This is a genomic window from Deltaproteobacteria bacterium GWC2_55_46 (assembly GCA_001595385.3).
Lineage (GTDB): Bacteria > Desulfobacterota > GWC2-55-46 > GWC2-55-46 > GWC2-55-46 > UBA5799.
Window position 1 is genome coordinate 24,045 of sequence record LVEI03000001.1, and the last position, 17,974, is coordinate 42,018.

The following is a 17,974-nucleotide window of genomic DNA, read 5'->3' on the forward strand; positions in this document are numbered from 1 at the left end:
GGATCTGCCGCGCCCCTATTCCTCGTCTATGGGTGCGGGCTCGCAGAGGAGGGAATCATAGATGGCGAGCCTTCCGCATTTCTTGCAGATGTATTCGAGCTTGTTGACCATGTTTGAGCAGACGTGGCGCGCGTCTTCCACTTCCTTGCCGCAGAACTCGCAGGAAAAAGGCGGGACGTCCTTTCTCGGGTGGCAGAGGTGCCCCATGCCGCTTGCCAATCCCCCGCACGCGGGGCAGGAAAACGTCTTTACGTACTGGGTCATCGGTATCCTTTCCTATTTGCCGCCGAAGAGGATTTTCTGCATGGCGGTGAGCCTTCTTACGTGCTCTTTTTCCTGCTCGATAAGGGAATTTATCACATTCCTGTCCTTCTCCCTTATCATCCTCTCCAGCTCATAGTAGAAAAGGAGCGATTCCTTTTCCATGTTTAAGGCCATGTTGACGGCCTCCTGCTCGCCCTTGACGGCGCGGGCTGCATCCTTCCCGGCATCAGGGTTGGTGAATACTTCGCTATCCGCCATCGTAAAGAGGTACTGCTGGGCCTCTCCCAGATAGGGGTCGAAGCCCTCCGTAGTATCTTCGACCAGGAGTTTTTTGAGGTCTTTGAATACTTTTATATGATTCCCTTCCTCGTCAGAGAGGAGCTTGAAAAGCACTTTAAGCTCTTTTGTCCTCGCGCCCTTTGAGGCGTCGTAATAGTACTTCATCCCGTTCTCTTCGATCCTCAGGGCCATATCAAGGATCTCCTTGCCTGTAAAATGCACCGGGTCCATACACCCTCCTGTCATGCGTGGCGGATTATAACAAAAGCGCTGATGGATTTATAGTTTTTTCCTGAGTAAAAACGGTCACTGAAGCAGGGGCGGCGGTTTTAGTCCTTGTCAATCTGTGCCTTCTGGAGGCGTCCGCTAAAGTCCCTGTATATGACCTTCCATTTGGTGAAGGTATCAAGGGCGCCGCCCCTGCCGCCGGCGTCCTTCCTGCCAAGGCCGCTCCTTTTCGTGCCGCCGAAGGGGAGCTGTATCTCCGCGCCTATGGTCGGCGCGTTTATGTAGACGATCCCGGCGTCAAGGTCGCGCTCGGCTATCGCCGAGTTGTTTACGTCCTGCGTATATATCGATGACGAAAGGCCGTACTGGACGCCGTTGGCTATATCTATCGCGTGCTTAAGGTCCCTGGCCTTTATGACCGTCACCACCGGGCCGAATATCTCCTCCTGCGCTATCCTCATATTAGGGTCTGCGTCGATGAATATGGTCGGCTCTATGAAGAAGCCCTTGGCGAATCGGCCGTCCTTCAGGGCATTGCCGCCGAGGGCGAGCTTCGCCCCTTCTTTTCTGCCTATTTCGATAAGCCCAAGGACCTTTTCCATCTGTGATCTGTTTATTACAGGGCCCATCTGCACCCCGGCGTCAAGGCCATTGCCGATTTTTAATCGTCTTGCCGCGCCGGTGAACATCTCTATAAAACGGTCGTATACAGGCTCATGCGCTATTACCCTGCTCGCTGCCGTGCACCTCTGCCCGGATGTGCCGAAGCCGCCCCAGAGGGCGCCTTCAACGGCGAGGTCGAGCCTTGCGTCGCCCATCACGATGATCGGGTTTTTGCCGCCCATCTCGCATGATATTTCCTTTTCGATGCCGCTGCACAGGCGCGCAAGCCTCGCTCCCACTGCCGACGAGCCGGTGAAAGAGACCCCGTCTATGCCGGGGTGGGTGGCAAGGTATTCGCCTGCCTCGTCCCCTGTGCCGTGCACGAGGTTAAGGACACCCGGCGGAAGGCCAGCTTCGGTTATGATATCGACGAGCCTTGCCGCCGCTACGGGGGTATAGCTCGACGGCTTGAAGACGGCGGTGTTGCCGGCGATGAGGCAGGGGAATATCTTCCACGCCGGAATCGCAGTCGGGAAGTTCCATGGCGTTATGAGGGCAAAGGCGCCGACAGGGACCCTTATGGACTTACAGTCCTTGGAGTTTAGCTCTGATGGGACGGTCTCGCCTGAGAGCCTTCTGCCCTCTCCGGCCATGTAGTAGGCCATGTCGATGGCCTCCTGCACGTCCCCCATGCCTTCAGGGAGGATCTTTCCCATCTCCATTGTGACAAGGCGGCCAAGCTCTTCCTTGTGCTTGAGGAGGCCTTCCGCGGCCCTGAAAAGTATCTCGCCGCGCTTGGGCGCAGGCGTAAGCCGCCAGCCGTCGAATGCCTCTTTCGCGGCTCTGACCGCGGCGTCAATATCCGCTTTGCCGGAGGCGGGCACAACGCCGACTATTTCGCCGGTATCTGCCGGGTTTACGCTATCGAGTGTCTTGCCGGAACGCGCCTCGATCCATCTGCCGCCTATCAGGTTACGGTACTTGACCGCCATCTTTTCCCTCCAAAGAGCTGGTTTGTTGAGTATATCAGAGCGGAAATGGCCCGGCAATCGGCAAGGGCAGGGTAGGGAGCCGCCTGTGTGGAAAAACCTGTGGATAAAGGCGGTAAAAGTTGTTGAAAGGATGTTTAAAAGAGGCAAAAAATCCTTTAAAAATGCGTGATTGAGCTAAAGTTTTGAGAAAGACGCGCCGAAGAGCGACCTATGAGGCGGATTGTCTTGTCAGTTCTTCTCTTGCTATTTACCTCAAGCAGCGCGAAGGCGTGCACCGAGTTCGCCGTCATGCGTGATATGGACTCATTCGCCACAAGCTGGTCGAGCGGCAAGTTCACAATCAAGATGTGGGAGTCGCCCGGGATGGTAAGGATGGTCGGGACGCTGCGTCCCGGCACACTTGTAAAGGTGCTTGGCAGGAGCCAGGGCTACCTCAAGGTCAAGGCGGCGGATGAGGATGGCGGCTATATCGGCTGGGTGAGCCAGGCTGTGGTGGAGATGACCTTCTCAGAGCCTCAGGACGAATTCCAGGAGTGCGACGACGCCGTAATGGTCTACGCGCCGGTTAAGAAAGAGAACAGGTTGAGCTTTAACGACAATGAAGGCGAGGTGGGCGTGGTGAAGTAAAAAGCCCCCGGATTAGGCTTGACTACGGCAATCTTATCATGTATTTTTATTAACTGACCGCGGGCGTAGTTCAATGGTAGAATGAAAGCTTCCCAAGCTTTAGACGTGGGTTCGATTCCCATCGCCCGCTCCAGATGACCTTAAAGCCAACCATGACTTCATGGTTGGCTTTTTCTTTTCCGGAGACCGGAAAAACGCCATCACAAGTTAAGGCTTGACGCGGGTATGCTATAAATGGTGTAATATTATATTGTTTTCGTAAATATCAACCGCAATGTCAGATTGCCAAGCAGAGGAGTATGTAAGAACAGATGAAATTTGAAAGTTTGGAGCTTCACCAGGACATCCTTAAGGGTATAAGCGACGCCGGGTTTGTGGACTGCACGCCCATTCAGGAACAATCGCTTCCGGATTGTCTCGCAGGAAAAGACGTAATAGCCCAGTCTCAGACAGGCACGGGAAAGACAGCGGTCTTTCTCCTGAGCATATTCAACAGGGTCCTGGCCTCTGGCCCAAGCACCACCGGCCAGCCGAGGGCCCTTGTGATGGTCCCTACCAGAGAGCTTTGCACCCAGATAATAGACGACGCCGAGAAGCTCGGAAAGCACCTTCCCTTCAAGTCGGTAGCCGTCTACGGCGGCGTAGAGTACGGAAAACAGGTGGGCGCGCTCAAAAGCGGGGTAGACCTTGTCGTCGCGACCCCTGGCCGCATGATAGACCTCTATAAGACAAAGACCCTTTCGCTCGATTCGATCGAGATATTCGTCATCGACGAGGCCGACCGCATGTTCGACATGGGCTTCGCCCCGGACATAATGTACATAGCCGGGAAACTGCCGAGGAACAAGCCGAGGCAGACGATGCTCTTTTCGGCGACCATCGACTCAAACGTAAGAAGGCTCGCCTCCCGCTACATGAAGCCGGAGCCAGTTACCATCGAGATAGAGCCTGAGCAGATCACTGTAAACGCCATAGACCAGAAGATATTCTACGTGTCGAATGAGGAGAAGCTCCCGGTCCTGCTGACCATCCTCAAGAGGCCTGACGTCGAGCGCGCCATCATATTCACCAACATGAAGATAACGGCCGAAAGGATCGGGGCGAAGCTTGCCGGGAACGGCCTTTCAGCAAAGGTCTTGACCGGCGACGTAAGCCAGGAGCGCCGCCAGAAGATAATCGACGGCATGAAGCACGGCAAAATCAGTATCCTTATCGCTACGGACGTCGCCGCCCGCGGCCTCCATATAGAGGGTATTTCGCACGTCATCAACTACGACCTGCCGGATGACGCCGCCAATTACGTCCACCGCATAGGCAGGACCGCGAGGGCAGGCAAGAGCGGGGTCGCCTACAGTCTCGCCTGCGAGGACCACGTCCTGAACCTCCCTGAGATAGAAAAGTACATAGAGAAGAAGCTCGAACCGGAGTGGGTCGATGAAGCCGAGATGGTAAAGGACGTAGCCCCTGAGCCGGAAAGGCACAGGAGACCCAAGCCTTTTGAGAAGAGGGATAAAAAGCCTGACGGAAAGCCCAGGCGCGAGAAGAGCTTCTCTAAAGACAGGAAGGGGGCGCATGAACGTCCTCGCCCCGTAAGGAAGGAGCATGCGGCGCCGGCGGAAAAGCGGGACGAGCAGAAGCTCGCCCACTACGGCGCGGGACAGGATCAGGCAAGCAGCGAAAAGCCCGCGCGCGTCGCAGGCGCTGAAGCCCCCAAGCCGGGACATCCTGGCCAGCGCAGAAGGCCGAGGCCCGGCGGAAAGCACAGTGGCGCGCCAGGGGACAGGCCTCATGGACAAAGATCAGATAGGCCGGAGAGGCCTTTTGAACGGAAGGACGCGAGACCGGCGAGAAAGTTCACACCCGAGGCTGTAAAGACTGAGGCAAAGCCCGTTGCCGCGCCCATGGCGCACGCAGAGCATAAGGAGAAAAAGGGCGGCCTCATAAAGCGGTTCCTGAAGTTTCTTAAGAAGTCCTAAGAGACGCCGATCTCATAACTTGTACTTTTAAAAGATAAGGCCAGGCAGGATAACCTGCCTGGCCTTTATTTGTTCTTACGCCGGAAAGCGTATCAGTTGTTCTGCTGGTAGAGCCCCTCAAAGTACTGGGGCTTTTGCTCCTCGAAGGAGAGGATAAGCTCAAAGGCTATATGGCGGGTGCTGGCGAACTGCATGGAAAGGGCTACCGGGTCGCGAAGCCCGGCCTTCTGGTCGACCCACGCGAGGGGGCTGTTCTGTATCAGGCCGCTGAACTCGTTATTCAGGACCGGCCTTGCGGCCGCCTTGGGGATGGTATTGGATACAGCGAAGAGTATCTCCTTCCTGCTTATGCGCACGCCCATCTCTTCGTCTATTATGACGAGCTTGGTCAACCACTGCTCGAAGCTGACCTTCCTGAACGGGATGCCGGGGTTTCTTCCGAGCCGCGGCACGTACCTGTTCTTGTCCTTGTTCGTGGGGGAATAGAGCGCGAGCCCGCTCATCGGCAGGGCGAGCTTGGGGTCGTAATCTGGCGAGTTGTCGTTGAACTGGATCTCCATGCCGAGCTTGTCGAGCAACGACCCGGTCCCGTCCACGTCTTCGACTATGGCCCTTACAGCGACAGCCATCCTCTGGCACTCGCCGTCAAAGCCCATGTCATAGGCCTGTGTAGACTTCGCAAGGAATTGGAGGAGCGACTTTAAATACGCGTCAAGTTCTTCTGTTGTCCTGGTCTTGTTTGTCATAGTGCCGGTATTTTATATCATCAGGGCCCTGAATACAAATATTTTTGCGGTCATACGGCGAGTTATGTTAAAAAGCATCAATCGGAGGAGATCAATCGGAGGAGATCGGCGGAGGAGATCAATCGGAGGAGATCGGCGGAGGAGATCGGCGGAGGAGATCGGCGGAGGAGATCGGCGGAGGAGATCGGCGGAGGAGATCGGCGGAGGAGATCTATGGATAAGACGCGGCTTTTAGTGAAGGTAAGGCTCGTTACGCCTCAAGCCAGGGCGCCAGAAAAATCTCATGCCGGGGACGCGGGTTGGGACCTCTTCGCCTCTGGTGAGGCCGTAATAGCGCCCGGGGCGACAGGCATAATAAGGACCGGCATCGCCCTTGAGATACCTTCGGGCTGGTACGGACAGATAAAATCCAGGAGCGGCCTTGGCGCAAAGGGGCTTATAGTCACCGCCGGTGTCGTCGACTGCGGCTACAGGGGCGAGATATGCGTGGTCGTAATAAACGGCAACAAGGCCGGGGATGCCTTTGCTTTTAAGACCGGGGACAAGATCGCGCAGATGGTATTCCTGCCTGTGCCTGACGTTGACGTAGAGCTTGTCCAGGACCTGAACGCCTCTTCAAGGGGCGCTAACGGCTTTGGCAGCACCGGGAGATAGCAGTATTATACCGTCCTCAAGGCATCGACTATCTTCATCTTCGATGCCCTGACCGCGGGCAGAAGGCCGCCTATAAGGCCCATGGCAAGGGCTATTGTTATAGATTCCAGCGCCGTCCCCAAGGTCAGGGTGAACGAGAAGGCCAGCTCGGCGAAGGTCTGGAAGTTGAGAGTCGATATCGTAAAGAACTGAAGGAACGAGGCCAACAGGAGCCCTGCCGCCCCGCCGATAAGCCCTGTAAGGAGCGATTCCGCGAGGAAGGCCGCGAGTATGCTGGGCCTGCCGAAACCTATGGCCCTTAAGGTGCCTATCTCGGAGACCCTGTTCGCTACAGCCGAGTACATGGTTATCATCGCCCCGATTATAGCCCCTGTAGAGAATATGGCCGTAAGGCCGGTGCCGAGTACCCGGAGAAAGGTGGATAATGCCTTGGACTGCTCGGCGTAAAATTCTGTTTCCCTCTTCGGCTCAAGCTTGAGCCTCGGGTCGCTTTCTATCCTTTTTGCCATCTCGTCCAATCTTCCGGGGTCAGCCATCTTAAGTACGACCGAGGTATATACAGGCCTCCTGAACGCCTGCATGAGAGAGTCGATGTCGCCCCATATCTCTGAAGAGAAGCCGGTTGCGCCGGCGTCAAAAAGGCCTACTACCTTCCAGTCCCTCATGGCGAACCTTATCGTCTCGCCGACCCCGGCTCCCTTGAACCTTCTGGCAACGGATCTCCCGGCGGCTATCTCGTAGGTGCCGGGCCTTGGCATCCTGCCCTCTACGAGCCTTGCCTGGGGCTTAAGCGCCGCTGACATGGACGATATACCCCTCAGGACCACGTTTGAAGGCTTGTCGGTCCCCCGTTTGGGAAGCGAGATGAGGACGACTATCTCCTTTGCTGCCATCATCTTCCCCTCCGGGCCAGCGGCTATCCCATCCGTTGTCTCGATTATCGCGGCCTGCTCGCGGGTTATGCTGCTTTGCACCTCGGACGGGGCGCCTTTCCTCACAACGACCATGTTCTCAGGAGAGCCCGTCTCGACAAGGGTCCGCTCAAGGCCTTCCGCAAGCATCGTTATCGCCGCGAAGACGAAGACCACGAGAGCCATGCCGCCAGCGGTGAGGGCGGTGGTGAGCTTTCTTGTCCAGAGCGACCGGTAGCTGTAGACGAGGGGGACCGGCATTCAGGCTATCCTCCGTAATGCCTCTGTTATCGGGACTGTTATCGCCCTGTACGCGGGCAGGATCGCCGACACTGCCGCCACCAGAAAGGCCGCCGCGGCGTCCATGTAGAAGGTCGACGGCTTGATGATGAATATAGGGAAGTACTGGCCGAGGAGCGTTTTAAAGATACCGGCTGCAGGGAAGGTGAGCATTACGCCTAAGCCCGCGCCGAGAAAGCTTATGACGAGAGATTCCCCGAAGATGAGCGCAGTTAGATAGAGCGGGCCGAAGCCCAGGGTCTTCATGGCGGCGAACTCGCCGAGCCTTTCCCGCACCGACATCGCCATGGTGTTGGCCGTCACGGCCATGATTATGATTATGACGACGAAAGAGACGAGCTGGATCGCGGTCATTATAGCCTCTGTCATCGATACGAAGCTCATCTGAAAGGCCCTTTCTGTCTCGGTAAGCGTCTCGGCGAGCGAGTTCTTGAAAAGGGCGTCTATGCGCCCGGCTACAAGAGCCGCAAGCTCAGGGCGCGCTATCTGTATGAGATAAAAGCCGGTCTGGTCGCCCCTGTCGGGCTCCCTTTCCTTTATGGTCTCGTTAAGGTATTCCCAATGGAAGAAGAAGAGCGATTCGTCTACGGTCTCGTCCCTCCCGCGGTATATGCCCCTCAATACGAAATCCCAGTCTCCGGGGTATATGAGCCCCTTGAGAGTTATGAGGTCGCCCGTCTCCCAGCCGAACCTTTCGGCAAGCTTTCTTCCGGCTATAGAACCCTTCCTGTCCTTAAGGTAGGCTGTCCGCTCGTCTTCAGGCAGCACAAGCTCGCTTACGATATCGAGATGGCTTTCGGCCTCCATCGCGAAGTTGCCGAAAAAATTACGCTCATCTTTATATACACCTCCGAACCAGTCGCCGTGCGATACATTCACGACCCCTTCCACCTGCCTTATCTTCTCGTAATAGGATATGGGAAGCGGGAAGACAAGCGAGATGGCGTTCCTGGTGATGAGCCTGTTTGCCTGAGAGGCCTCGACTCCGGCGTACCAGGCTTCGACGACAGTCCTCAGGAGGCCGAAGGCGAGTATGGCTATCGCCATGCCGAGGACGGTGAGGGCTGTCCTGAGCCTGTGGCGCAGCGCGTTCCTGAAAAGTATCTTAGCGAGGAGCGCCATTGAGGAGCCCTTTTTCGAGGTGTCTTACGAGGCGCGCCTTTTCAGCCGCCCTGGGGTCGTGCGTGACCATGATGATGGTCTTTCCGAACTCCTCGTTGAGCCGGCGCATTAGCTCAAGCACCTCTTCCGCGGAAGCCCTGTCGAGATCTCCTGTCGGCTCGTCGGCGACTATCATCGACGGGTCTGAGACCATCGCCCTCGCTATGGCTACCCGCTGCTGCTCGCCCCCGGAGAGCTCTCCTGGGTAATGCTCTGTCCGCTCCGAGAGCCCAACAAGGCTCAAGAGCAGCCCGGCCCTTTCCTTGCGTTCTTTTCCTGGCATCTCCTTGAGGATAAGCGGCAGCTCGACGTTTTCAAGCGCGGTCAATACGGGTATCAGGTTGTAGAACTGGAAGATGAAGCCTACGTGCTCCGCGCGCCAGGCGGTGAGCCCGGCTTCGGTAAGGGAGGTTATATCGACGCCGCCTATCTCGATCGTGCCGCTATCGGAGCGGTCTATGCCGGCTATGAGGTTAAGGAGGGTGCTTTTACCTGACCCTGACGGGCCCATCAGGGCGAGGAACTCGCCCTCGTTAATGTCAAGGTCGATTTCCCTCAGCACAGGCAGTATCTGGCTTCCCCGCACGTAGGACTTGTTAAGCCCCCTTATCCGCATGAAAGGACCGGCCATCACTCTTCCAGCGGCTCTATCCGCGAGCCGTCCGAGAGCCCATCCGGCGGATCGATGACGATGCGAGTGCCTGGCGCAAGTCCGGCTACCTCCACGGTCTCCCCGATAGCGCCCCCGACCGTCACCTGCGCCTTCCTCGCTCTCCCGTTGTCGACGATGAATACGGATTTGCGGCCGTTCTCCCCGGTTACGGCGGAAGACGGGACGGTCATCCTGGGTTTGTCCTCTCCGGGCCCCAGAGGCCTTGAAAGGAAGGCCACCTTGGCGCTCATCTCAGGCAGTATCAACGGGTCTTTTTCAATGAACCGGACCTTTACAAGCACAGAGGCCTTGGCCCTGTCCGCTGTCGGGACTATCATGTGGACCTGGCCGTTGAACCTTTTGCCCGGCAGGGCGTCGAGCTGTATCTCGCAAGGCATGCCTGTAGATATCCTGCTGACGTTAGATTCAGATACGTCGGCCTCTACCTGAAGGGTATCCATGTCGGCGATTGTCACAACAGCGGCTTTTGTTCCGGCAGCGGCCCCAAGCGGTGTTACTATGTCTCCTATGTCCGCGTTCTTCGTTAGGACCACCCCGCCGAAGGGGGCCCTTATATCCGCGTAGCCGAGGGATGCTTCGGCGCCCCGTAGCTCGGCTTCCGCTGATTTTACCTGGGCCATTGCCGACCCAAAAGCGGCCTGGGCCTTCCTGTGCCTCGCCTCTGCGGCGTCAAAGTCCCTTCTTGAGATGAAGCCCCCTGTGAGAAGCTCTTCTTTCCTCCGGAAATCGACGCCTGCGTCATCTGCCTCGGCTTTTGCCGCGTCAAGGCCATCCCTTGCCGCCTTGAGGGCGGCGCGCGCGCTGTCAAGGGAGGCCGCCAGGTCGGCGTTCTCTAATCTCGCCACTACCTGCCCCTTTTTCACGCGGCTCCCTTCCTCGACCCCGAGCCAGGCGAGCCTGCCGGTTATCTTCGAGGCGAGCGCGGCCTTCCGTTCAGCCTCCACGTAGCCGCTGGCATTGAGCACAGAAAGCCCCTGGGAGGGGTATGTAAGAGAGACCTCGCCTACCCTGACCTTTGGTGTCTTAAGCGCCCCTGACGCAAGTATCAGGAGAACGGCGAGCAAAATGGCGATGGCAGCCCACCAGAGGTACTTCCTCCCGGGCCTTCCGTACCCTTTTCTTGCCGCCGGTTTTTTTATCTTCAGCCTGGAAATGTCTTCTGCCATCCTAAGAGCGAGTATATCTGATTTTCGGGCGTTTTCTTTCACGCCGTTGACATATGAAGTTATAGTTGTGATATAATCCGGGCTGACTTCGGGAGATAATCGCATGCATCCGGATTTCCTTAAAATTTATGAGCGCCTTATCGCTCCTTCCCCTGACCACTGCTTCATCGTAAACAGGGATTATGAATACCTCGTTGTAAACGACGCCTACCTGAAGGCCCACGCCATGGAGCGAGATGAGGTCGTAGGACGCACTATGCCTCAGGTACTCGGGGAGGGTGTCTTCAGGATATTGATAAAAGATTACATCGACCGATCTTTTGCAGGCGAGGTCATAAACTACAGGGCCTGGTTTGAGTTCAAAGGCGTTGGCCGCAGGTTCATGAACATAGCCTGTTATCCCTTTATCGCTCAAGACGGCACGGTCTCAGGCGCTGTCGTCGTGTCAAGGGATATAACCGGATACAAGGTCGCTGAGGAGAGGCTCGCCGAGTCCGAGGAGAAGTACAGGCATCTTTTCGAGAACCTCAACGACGCCGCCATGCTTGCCGACACCGCCACAGGGATTATTGTCGAGACGAACAGAGAGGGAGAGGTCCTTTTAGGGAGGTCGCGCGATGAGATCATCGGCATGCACCAGAGCCAGTTGCATCCGCCGGGTAAGGCCGAGGAGTACAGGCAGAAGTTCGCGACACACATAGAACATGGCAGGGCCGCCGATTATGATGGAGAGATGATACGCAAGGACGGGACCGTCGTGCAGGTACATATAAGCGCGGCCCCGCTGAACGTAGGCGGAAAAGGGCTTATCCTCGGACTTTTTAAGGATATTACAGAAAGGCAGCTCATACAGAACGAGCACCTTAAATCGCAGAAGCTTGAGTCCCTCGGCAGGCTCGCCGGAGGCATCGCCCACAACTTCAACAACATACTTACCTGTATAATGAGCAACATCTCGCTCGCGCTCTTCTACGGGCCTGACGAGAGGATCGCCAAACGGCTTCAGGAAGCCGAGCGTGCCTGCGATCAGGCAAAGGACCTGGTCCGCCAGTTCCTGACCTTCTCGAAGGGCGGGGCGCCTGTCAAGGAGCCGATGCTCCTCGACTCCGTTATGGGGCAGTGGTGCTCTTTCGCGACTTCAGGGTCGAGGTCCAGGTGCGAGTTCAAATTCTCTCCTGACCTCCTGCCTGTAGAGGCGGACCCCGGGATGCTCTCGCAGGCCATCCAGAATATCGTGCTGAACGCTGACCAGGCGATGGCTGAAGGCGGGATCATAAAGATAAGTGTCTTCAATGCCGACCAGGCCCAGGGGCGCCTTCTTTCGGCCCCGCACGTCTGCATACGCGTTGAGGACCAGGGCGTCGGCATCCCTGAATCCGAGATAGGGAAGGTCTTTGACCCGTATTTCTCTACAAAGGCTGAAGGCGGCGGGCTTGGGCTTACTACGGCCTATTCGATAATCAAGGACCACGGCGGGTTCATAGATGTGAGTTCCATTGAGGGTAAGGGCTCAGTCTTCTCCGTTTACCTGCCTGCGTCCGACCTTGGCGTTCAGGCACCCTGCGGCCACGCCCAGCCCCGCAATGTAAGGGTGCTTGTGATGGATGACGAGGATATGATAAGGGAAGCCGCGGGGGAGGTGCTGAAGGTAGTTGGCTGCGATGTGGAATTCGCAAGCGACGGCGCTGAAGCCATAGGCCTTTTCAGGGACGCGATGGTCTCCGAGCGCCCCTTCGACCTTGTCATAATGGACCTTACCATCCCGGCTGGCATGGGCGGCAAGGAGGCCGTCAGCCACATACTTGAGATAGACCCTCACGCAAGGGTGGTTGTGTCGAGTGGCTACTCTAACGACCCTGTGATGTCCGAGTACGCCAGGTATGGTTTCTCAGGTGTTTTGCCCAAGCCATACAGGGCTAACGAGATGATAGCTCTGGTAACTCGCCTCCTGGCCAACCGGTAGGCCAACCCACTTCTTTACTATCCCTTCTTTACTATCCATAGATCGAGTAGTCCGGGTCGCTTGTTTCTTTTATGCCGTAGACGCGGAATTTAAGCCCCGTTGTATATGGATGGGGCCTGCCCTCCATGAGCTCCTTCAAGATATCCGCGAAGGCCGCTCTGGCCTCTTCAACACTCTTGCTGTTTGTGATTATGTCGTTGGCGAGGTTGAGCGCGAGGTAGTTCATCGCTTCGCTCGCGCACCTGGACGACAGGGTCCCCCTTGTGCGCTCCGCGATCACGCTGCCGTTGAAAACGGCAAGGTCGTCGAACTTATCCTCCGGCACCTCATATGCTATCGACTGCTCGAGGACGTCATCGTGAGGGACCGGGAACCTGTGCTCCACGGCTCTCTTTCTCACTATTATCTCCTGCCACTCTCCCTCTTCCATCCAGATGAGCATCTCATTGGTCAAAAGGTCCGGGGCCCCGTACTTGTCGAGCACGTGAACGGCGGCTTTCCTTGACGCTTCAGGCCAGCGGGCGATCACTTTATGGGCGGTCGATATGCTGAATTGCCTTAAAGACGCCGGTTGAACATCTTCCGCGTTATTTTGGACAGTCCACCCCGGACCGGCCAGAAGAAGCACGAATGAAAGAGCGGCGACAGCCCATTTCCCCATCTCACCCTCCGCATAAACAGCTGTTTTATTATAAATAAGGATAGCAGGCAGGTCTGCTCACGCAAGTTTAAGCAACGCTTCCGTGCAAAAATAAAATCCTGAGTTATACTTTATTCGACCCCGCTAAAAACACTCAGACTGTTGTTGGCGTTCCGGTTAAGCAGCCATATCCGTTAAATACTATTTAAAGGAGAAGACTGCTATGAGGAATTTCGGACAGTGCAGTGTGGATAGAAAGACCCTTGCGGCCTTTTATTTCCTTTTTGTCGGAGTCGCGCTCACCGCCACATTATGGTTTTCGAGGTGGAGCGCTGTCGATGAGGCCGCTGCGGTAGGGCTCAGTCCTGACGCGGCGCTTACGTCATTTGAACTGCCTTTTGGGGCAGGCTCCGAGCATTTTTACTGGGGGAGCCTTATCGCGTCGATGAACCCGTCCCTTACGGCCTGGGAAGTGAACGAGATAGGAAAGGCTGTCCTTCGATACAGCGGTCTTTATGAACTGCCGCCCAACCTTATAATCGCGATTATAAGCGTTGAATCCAGAGGAGATCTCTTTGCCATAAGCCCCAGGGGCGCGCAGGGGCTCATGCAGGTAATGCCTTTCTGGAAGAAGACGCTGGGCATAGAAGGGACCCTGTTCGATATAGACAATAACATCCGCGCGGGCTGCCATATTCTCGCGGATAATATAAAAAGATGGGGCTATAAGGAAGGTATAGCGAGGTATTACAGGGGAAATCTCCCGGTGAGCGGAGAAAAATACTTTGTAAAGGTCCAGGCTGCCATGAAGGAGACGAGCTGAAGCGATTTCATTTGCCACTCCATCCGGCCTATTATATTATGTATTTTTGAACTAAGCCGGAAACCAGGAGCGTGGGATGAAGTTAAAGATACAGGTCGGGGAGCCTCGCGGCTTTGACGCGGGGGATGGCACTAATACGTTTGCCGCCGCTGTCGTGGATGGCTTGAGCGGCTCAAGGGAGGTCGACGCCCTCCCGAAGGCGGTCGATCTTATAACCGGGAGCAAGACAGTCGACAAGCTCACGGAGCACTGGTTCGTTGTGAGCTGCGCCATAAGCCCTGGCGGGCAGAAGATAATGAGCCTCCTCTTCATACCGAGGTACAAGTCTAAGAAGTCCCCGCTTGATATGCTTTCGGAAGGCGAGCGCATGGTCTTTAACGCCATCTGGAGGCAGGACGGAGGGGCCTGGGACGAGCCTTCGGTAATAGCGGCCCAGGAGGGTACTATTGATATAGGCGGGATGATAGTCGCTAACGCCGAGATGATAAAGGAATAAAGGGTAACCCTGAGATAAGTATTTATTCAAGGCCGCGCCAGAAAGGCGCGGCCTTTTTTGTCTGTTGACAACCGCCGCCCGGCTGATATTATAGTAAGTGCTTACTTACCTTTTGGGGCGGTTCCGCGCGTTGGTAAAAAGCCCCTCTTCTGATAAGCTCTGACTAATAATATTTAGGGGTATTCGAAATATGGCCGTAAAGCCTTTTAAGCCTCTGGCTCTTCTTGTAGCCGCGCTCTTTGCCGCGCTCGCTGTCTATTACTTTTTTTTCAGGGCTGAAAAAGAGCCTGACCTTATCGAGACGACAGGGGTAATAGAGGCCACAGAGGCGGCTATCGCCCCGAAGACAGCCGGGCGCATAGAGTGGGCATGCTGCGAGGAGGGGGAGGGGATAGAGGCAGGGGCTGTCGCTTTGCGCCTCGATAAAAAGGAGCTTGAAGCCAGGCTTGCCGAGGCCCATGCCGCGGCCGCTACCGCTACCGCGGCAATAGGGGAGGCAGATGCCGCTCTTAAAAACGCCATAGAGGAACATCGGTCTGCCTCACACGAGGTCGCAGCCGCCAACTTCCTTGCCCAAAAGGCCACGGCCCTTATGAACAAGGCAAAGTATGACCTTGACAGGGCCAAAGGCCTTTATGATGAAGGCTATCTGCCGCAAAAGGACTTTGATGCCGCGTACGCGGCTTATGAGGCGACACAGGCCGAATTGAGTAGCGCTGTCTACAAGGAGCAGAGCGCGGTGGCGAAGGACAAGGCCGCAGAGACAGGCATATTTGCAGCTCAGGCGCGCGTTGAGTCGGCCAAGGCAAGGAGGGCTGAGGCCGACGCAAAGGTCAGGGTCATAGAGGCCCAGCTCGAAGACACAGCAATAATGTCTCCATTGAGCGGGGTAGTCTCTTTTAAGGCATTCGAGCAAGGCGAGTACGTAAGCCCGGGCACGGAGGTCTATACGGTCTATGACCCGACGGACATATGGGCAAGGGTGGATATCGAGGAGACAAGTATACAGGGGATAGCGTTAGGCGGGCTGGCTGAGGTTCTGCCCTCAGGCGGAGGGGCTTCTTTTCCTGGCAAGGTCAAAGAGATAGGCGAGCTTGGCGGCTTCGCCACCCAGAGGGACGTAACACGGGGGAGGCCGGATATAAAGACCTTCAGGGTAAAGGTAGCCGTTGCCGACCCAAAGGGATACCTTAAGCCGGGCATGACGGTAAACGTGAGGATTCCTTTTAAACAGGATTAAAGATGCCTGCTGTAGAGATAAAAGAGCTTGTAAAGAGGTACGGGACACTTACAGCCCTCGACAGGGTGAGTTTCAGCATAGAGGAGGGAGAGTGCTTTGGTCTGCTCGGCCCGAACGGCGCAGGGAAGACCACGCTTATACGCATCCTCACAACCCTCCTGAAGCCCACCTCAGGCAACGCCCTTGTCATGGGCAATGACGCTGTATCAGACCCAAAGGCCGTAAGGAGCGCTATCGGAGTAGTCCCGCAGGCCATGACGAGCGACCTTGACCTCACGGGTTTCGAGACGATGGACATATACGCCAGGTTCTACGGCCTCTCCCGCAATGAGAGGAAAGGCAGGATAGACGAGATCCTTTCGCTGGTGGAGCTTAAGGAGAGGGCTGGCGACCTTGTTGCCACCTACTCCGGCGGCATGAGAAGGCGGCTTGAAATAGCCCGCGGGTTGGTGCACAGGCCCGGCATCCTCATACTTGACGAGCCGACTATCGGCCTTGACCCGCAGTCAAGGCACGTTGTCTGGGAGCTGCTGGAAAAGTTCAGGAAGGCTGACAGGCTCACCATCCTGCTTACCACACACTACATGGAAGAGGCCGAGTCCCTTTGCGACCGCGTGGCGATAATAGACTACGGAAAGATTGTGGCGCTCGATACGGTGCCGGGGCTCAAGAAGGCGATACCGCAGAAGGACACGGTCGAGCTTACGGTATCGGGCATCGACATGGTGAAGGCTGTAGAGCGTTTTAAGGCGATGCCGAAGATCGTCCAGGCCTCTTGCAGCGATGAGAGCATCTTCCTGTCGTCAGAGCGCGGCGCCGAGATAGTGGCGGAATCTGTCGAGGCGATAAAGTCCATGGGGGGCAGGGTCTCAAGGGTCACCCTCAAGGAGCAGACCCTTGAGGACGTATTCATCCACTACACCGGAAGGCCCATCAGGGAGGAGGAGGCCAGGAAGGTAAGCTTCCTCCTCGGCGCGGGCGTGCCGACCAAGTGGGGTAGATAGATGAACCGCTTTTTCGCCATACTCGAACGGGACCTGAGGAAGTTTATCAGGAACCCTCTCGTCGTTGCCATGAGCCTCCTCATGCCCATCATCTATCTTGTCATACTCGGCAATTCTTTTCAGGGCGAGCTTAAGAACCTGCCGCTCGCCGTCGTGGACCTCGACAGCGGGCCGGGGTCAGACAGGGTTTTGGAGCTCCTCCGCTCGGTCGAGGCCGGGCCGCGCACTATAGAGGTGCGGGTCGTATCTGACCAGGGCTTTGCATTGCAGGGGCTCAGGGAGGGCGTCTTCAAGGGCGTGCTCGTCATCCCGGCTGATTTCAGCAGAAATATAATAAGAAAGAGTACGGCCGAGCTCGGCCTCTATCTCGACAACGCCGAGACTATCTCTGCGAGCGCTCTTCGCGCGTCGATAGCGAGCGGACTGCCGGAGCTTAAAAATGAGTTCATCTCCATACGCGAGGAGAGGGCGGCTGCAAAGCTCAGGGAAATAGAGCTTTACAGGAAGATAGATTACGACCAGACGCTCATCCCCGGGGTCGTCATAATGGCCATATTCCTCGGCGCGATGACAACGGGCGCCTTCAATATCGTCATGGACAAGTTCCTCGGCGTTGAGGAGAGCTACTTTCTCACCCCTCTTACGAAGACGGATATAGTCATGGGTCTTATCGCGAGCGGATTATTCATAACTACGATACTCGCGCTCGTTGTCCTCTTTTTCGGCTCTCTCATATCAGGCCTCTACATCTGGGATGCGATGTCGGCTGCCGCTTTCAGCCTTATGGTCGTCGTTATCATCCTTTCGACCCTTGGCCTCCAGGGGCTCATGTTCATAATCATGGGCAGGATAAACCACCCGAGGATAGTCGGCGTGCTCGGCGGATTTCTTAACGTCATAATGTTCTTCCCGAGCGGGGCGATATACCCCATCGAGAGCTTTCCCGGCTGGCTCAAGGCATTTGCTTTTGTAAACCCTGAGACCTATTCTGTTCATGCCATGAGGGCGCTTCTTTTCAAGGGCGTTGGCCTCGAGGCCGTGCAGTTCGACCTCATCTTCCTTGCCGCCTTCGCCGTGTTTGCCGTTGCACTCGGCCTCGTCGTATTTAAAAGGGCCCTTTAGCAGGGTGTTGAAAAACAGCCTGCTAAGCAATCCAGGGACGGGTAGTTGAAAAAGTCCTGGACGGACTTTTTCAATATCCTGTTAGACCACCCTCCGTTGAAATAAG

General features: G+C 56.2%; 18 protein-coding genes and 1 tRNA gene. 10 read left to right on the top strand and 9 right to left on the bottom strand.

Translation table 11 applies throughout. From position 1 onward, the window contains the following. Positions 1 to 15: 15 nt before the first annotated feature. From A2V21_300135 to A2V21_300145, 3 genes are all read right to left on the bottom strand, one after another. Positions 16 to 264 (bottom strand): hypothetical protein, encoded by a 249-nt coding sequence (locus tag A2V21_300135; protein OIJ72799.1) that lies wholly within the window; start codon positions 262 to 264, stop codon positions 16 to 18. Positions 265 to 276: 12 nt separating this feature from the next. Next, a complete protein-coding gene (locus A2V21_300140) occupies positions 277 to 774 on the bottom strand; it encodes a hypothetical protein (protein ID OIJ72800.1) in 498 nt (165 codons plus the stop codon). A gap of 98 nt (positions 775 to 872) precedes the next feature. After that, the gene (locus A2V21_300145) at positions 873 to 2,366 is read right to left on the bottom strand and encodes an aldehyde dehydrogenase (protein OIJ72801.1); all 1,494 of its coding nucleotides are present in this window, start codon (positions 2,364 to 2,366) and stop codon (positions 873 to 875) included. Between the two features lie 225 nt (positions 2,367 to 2,591). Here A2V21_300145 and A2V21_300150 point away from each other — a divergent pair, with 225 nt between their 5' ends. From A2V21_300150 to A2V21_300160, 3 genes are all read left to right on the top strand, one after another. Next, positions 2,592 to 2,993, top strand: a complete 402-nt coding sequence (locus A2V21_300150) for a hypothetical protein (protein OIJ72802.1) — start codon at positions 2,592 to 2,594, stop codon at positions 2,991 to 2,993. A gap of 59 nt (positions 2,994 to 3,052) precedes the next feature. After that, positions 3,053 to 3,126: transfer RNA gene (locus tag A2V21_300155), tRNA-Gly, on the top strand. 178 nt (positions 3,127 to 3,304) lie between these two features. Beyond that, complete coding sequence (locus A2V21_300160) at positions 3,305 to 4,969, top strand: hypothetical protein (GenBank protein ID OIJ72803.1); 1,665 nt, start codon at positions 3,305 to 3,307, stop codon at positions 4,967 to 4,969. 92 nt (positions 4,970 to 5,061) lie between these two features. Here A2V21_300160 and A2V21_300165 read toward each other — a convergent pair whose 3' ends face one another. Then, a complete protein-coding gene (locus tag A2V21_300165; protein ID OIJ72804.1) occupies positions 5,062 to 5,715 on the bottom strand; it encodes a hypothetical protein in 654 nt (217 codons plus the stop codon). A 213-nt stretch (positions 5,716 to 5,928) separates the two neighbouring features. Here A2V21_300165 and A2V21_300170 point away from each other — a divergent pair, with 213 nt between their 5' ends. Next, positions 5,929 to 6,369, top strand: coding sequence for a hypothetical protein (locus tag A2V21_300170; GenBank protein ID OIJ72805.1), 441 nt, complete (start codon positions 5,929 to 5,931; stop codon positions 6,367 to 6,369). Between the two features lie 5 nt (positions 6,370 to 6,374). Here the strand turns inward: A2V21_300170 and A2V21_300175 are convergent, their stop codons facing one another. From A2V21_300175 to A2V21_300190, 4 genes are read right to left on the bottom strand one after another with little or no spacing between them, the layout of a single operon-like run. Further along, positions 6,375 to 7,541: a multidrug ABC transporter permease gene (locus A2V21_300175; GenBank protein ID OIJ72806.1), complete on the bottom strand. Its 1,167-nt coding sequence runs from the start codon at positions 7,539 to 7,541 to the stop codon at positions 6,375 to 6,377. Beyond that, complete coding sequence (locus A2V21_300180; GenBank protein OIJ72807.1) at positions 7,542 to 8,702, bottom strand: ABC transporter ATP-binding protein; 1,161 nt, start codon at positions 8,700 to 8,702, stop codon at positions 7,542 to 7,544. It abuts the gene before it with no gap. Beyond that, positions 8,686 to 9,372, bottom strand: coding sequence for an ABC transporter ATP-binding protein (locus A2V21_300185; protein OIJ72808.1), 687 nt, complete (start codon positions 9,370 to 9,372; stop codon positions 8,686 to 8,688). Before A2V21_300185 ends, A2V21_300180 begins: the two co-directional genes overlap by 17 nt. Further along, entirely contained in the window at positions 9,372 to 10,580 is a 1,209-nt protein-coding gene (locus tag A2V21_300190) for an efflux transporter periplasmic adaptor subunit (GenBank protein OIJ72809.1), read from the bottom strand. Before A2V21_300190 ends, A2V21_300185 begins: the two co-directional genes overlap by 1 nt. 103 nt (positions 10,581 to 10,683) lie before the next feature. Between A2V21_300190 and A2V21_300195 the strand changes: the two genes are divergently transcribed. Next, positions 10,684 to 12,543 (top strand): hypothetical protein, encoded by a 1,860-nt coding sequence (locus tag A2V21_300195; GenBank protein OIJ72810.1) that lies wholly within the window; start codon positions 10,684 to 10,686, stop codon positions 12,541 to 12,543. Between the two features lie 31 nt (positions 12,544 to 12,574). Here A2V21_300195 and A2V21_300200 read toward each other — a convergent pair whose 3' ends face one another. Continuing rightward, on the bottom strand, positions 12,575 to 13,204 hold the full coding sequence (locus A2V21_300200) for a hypothetical protein (GenBank protein OIJ72811.1): 630 nt from the start codon (positions 13,202 to 13,204) through the stop codon (positions 12,575 to 12,577). Between the two features lie 202 nt (positions 13,205 to 13,406). Here A2V21_300200 and A2V21_300205 point away from each other — a divergent pair, with 202 nt between their 5' ends. The 5 genes from A2V21_300205 to A2V21_300225 all read left to right on the top strand — a co-directional run bounded on the left by A2V21_300205 (position 13,407) and on the right by A2V21_300225 (position 17,868). After that, complete coding sequence (locus A2V21_300205; GenBank protein OIJ72812.1) at positions 13,407 to 14,006, top strand: hypothetical protein; 600 nt, start codon at positions 13,407 to 13,409, stop codon at positions 14,004 to 14,006. Positions 14,007 to 14,082: 76 nt separating this feature from the next. Then, positions 14,083 to 14,502, top strand: a complete 420-nt coding sequence (locus A2V21_300210) for a hypothetical protein (protein OIJ72813.1) — start codon at positions 14,083 to 14,085, stop codon at positions 14,500 to 14,502. Between the two features lie 190 nt (positions 14,503 to 14,692). Then, positions 14,693 to 15,742 carry a hypothetical protein gene (locus A2V21_300215; GenBank protein OIJ72814.1) on the top strand — a complete coding sequence of 350 codons (1,050 nt, stop codon included), beginning with the start codon at positions 14,693 to 14,695 and terminating at the stop codon, positions 15,740 to 15,742. Between the two features lie 2 nt (positions 15,743 to 15,744). Further along, entirely contained in the window at positions 15,745 to 16,746 is a 1,002-nt protein-coding gene (locus A2V21_300220; protein OIJ72815.1) for a hypothetical protein, read from the top strand. Beyond that, positions 16,747 to 17,868 (top strand): hypothetical protein, encoded by a 1,122-nt coding sequence (locus tag A2V21_300225; GenBank protein OIJ72816.1) that lies wholly within the window; start codon positions 16,747 to 16,749, stop codon positions 17,866 to 17,868. Positions 17,869 to 17,974: the final 106 nt, after the last annotated feature.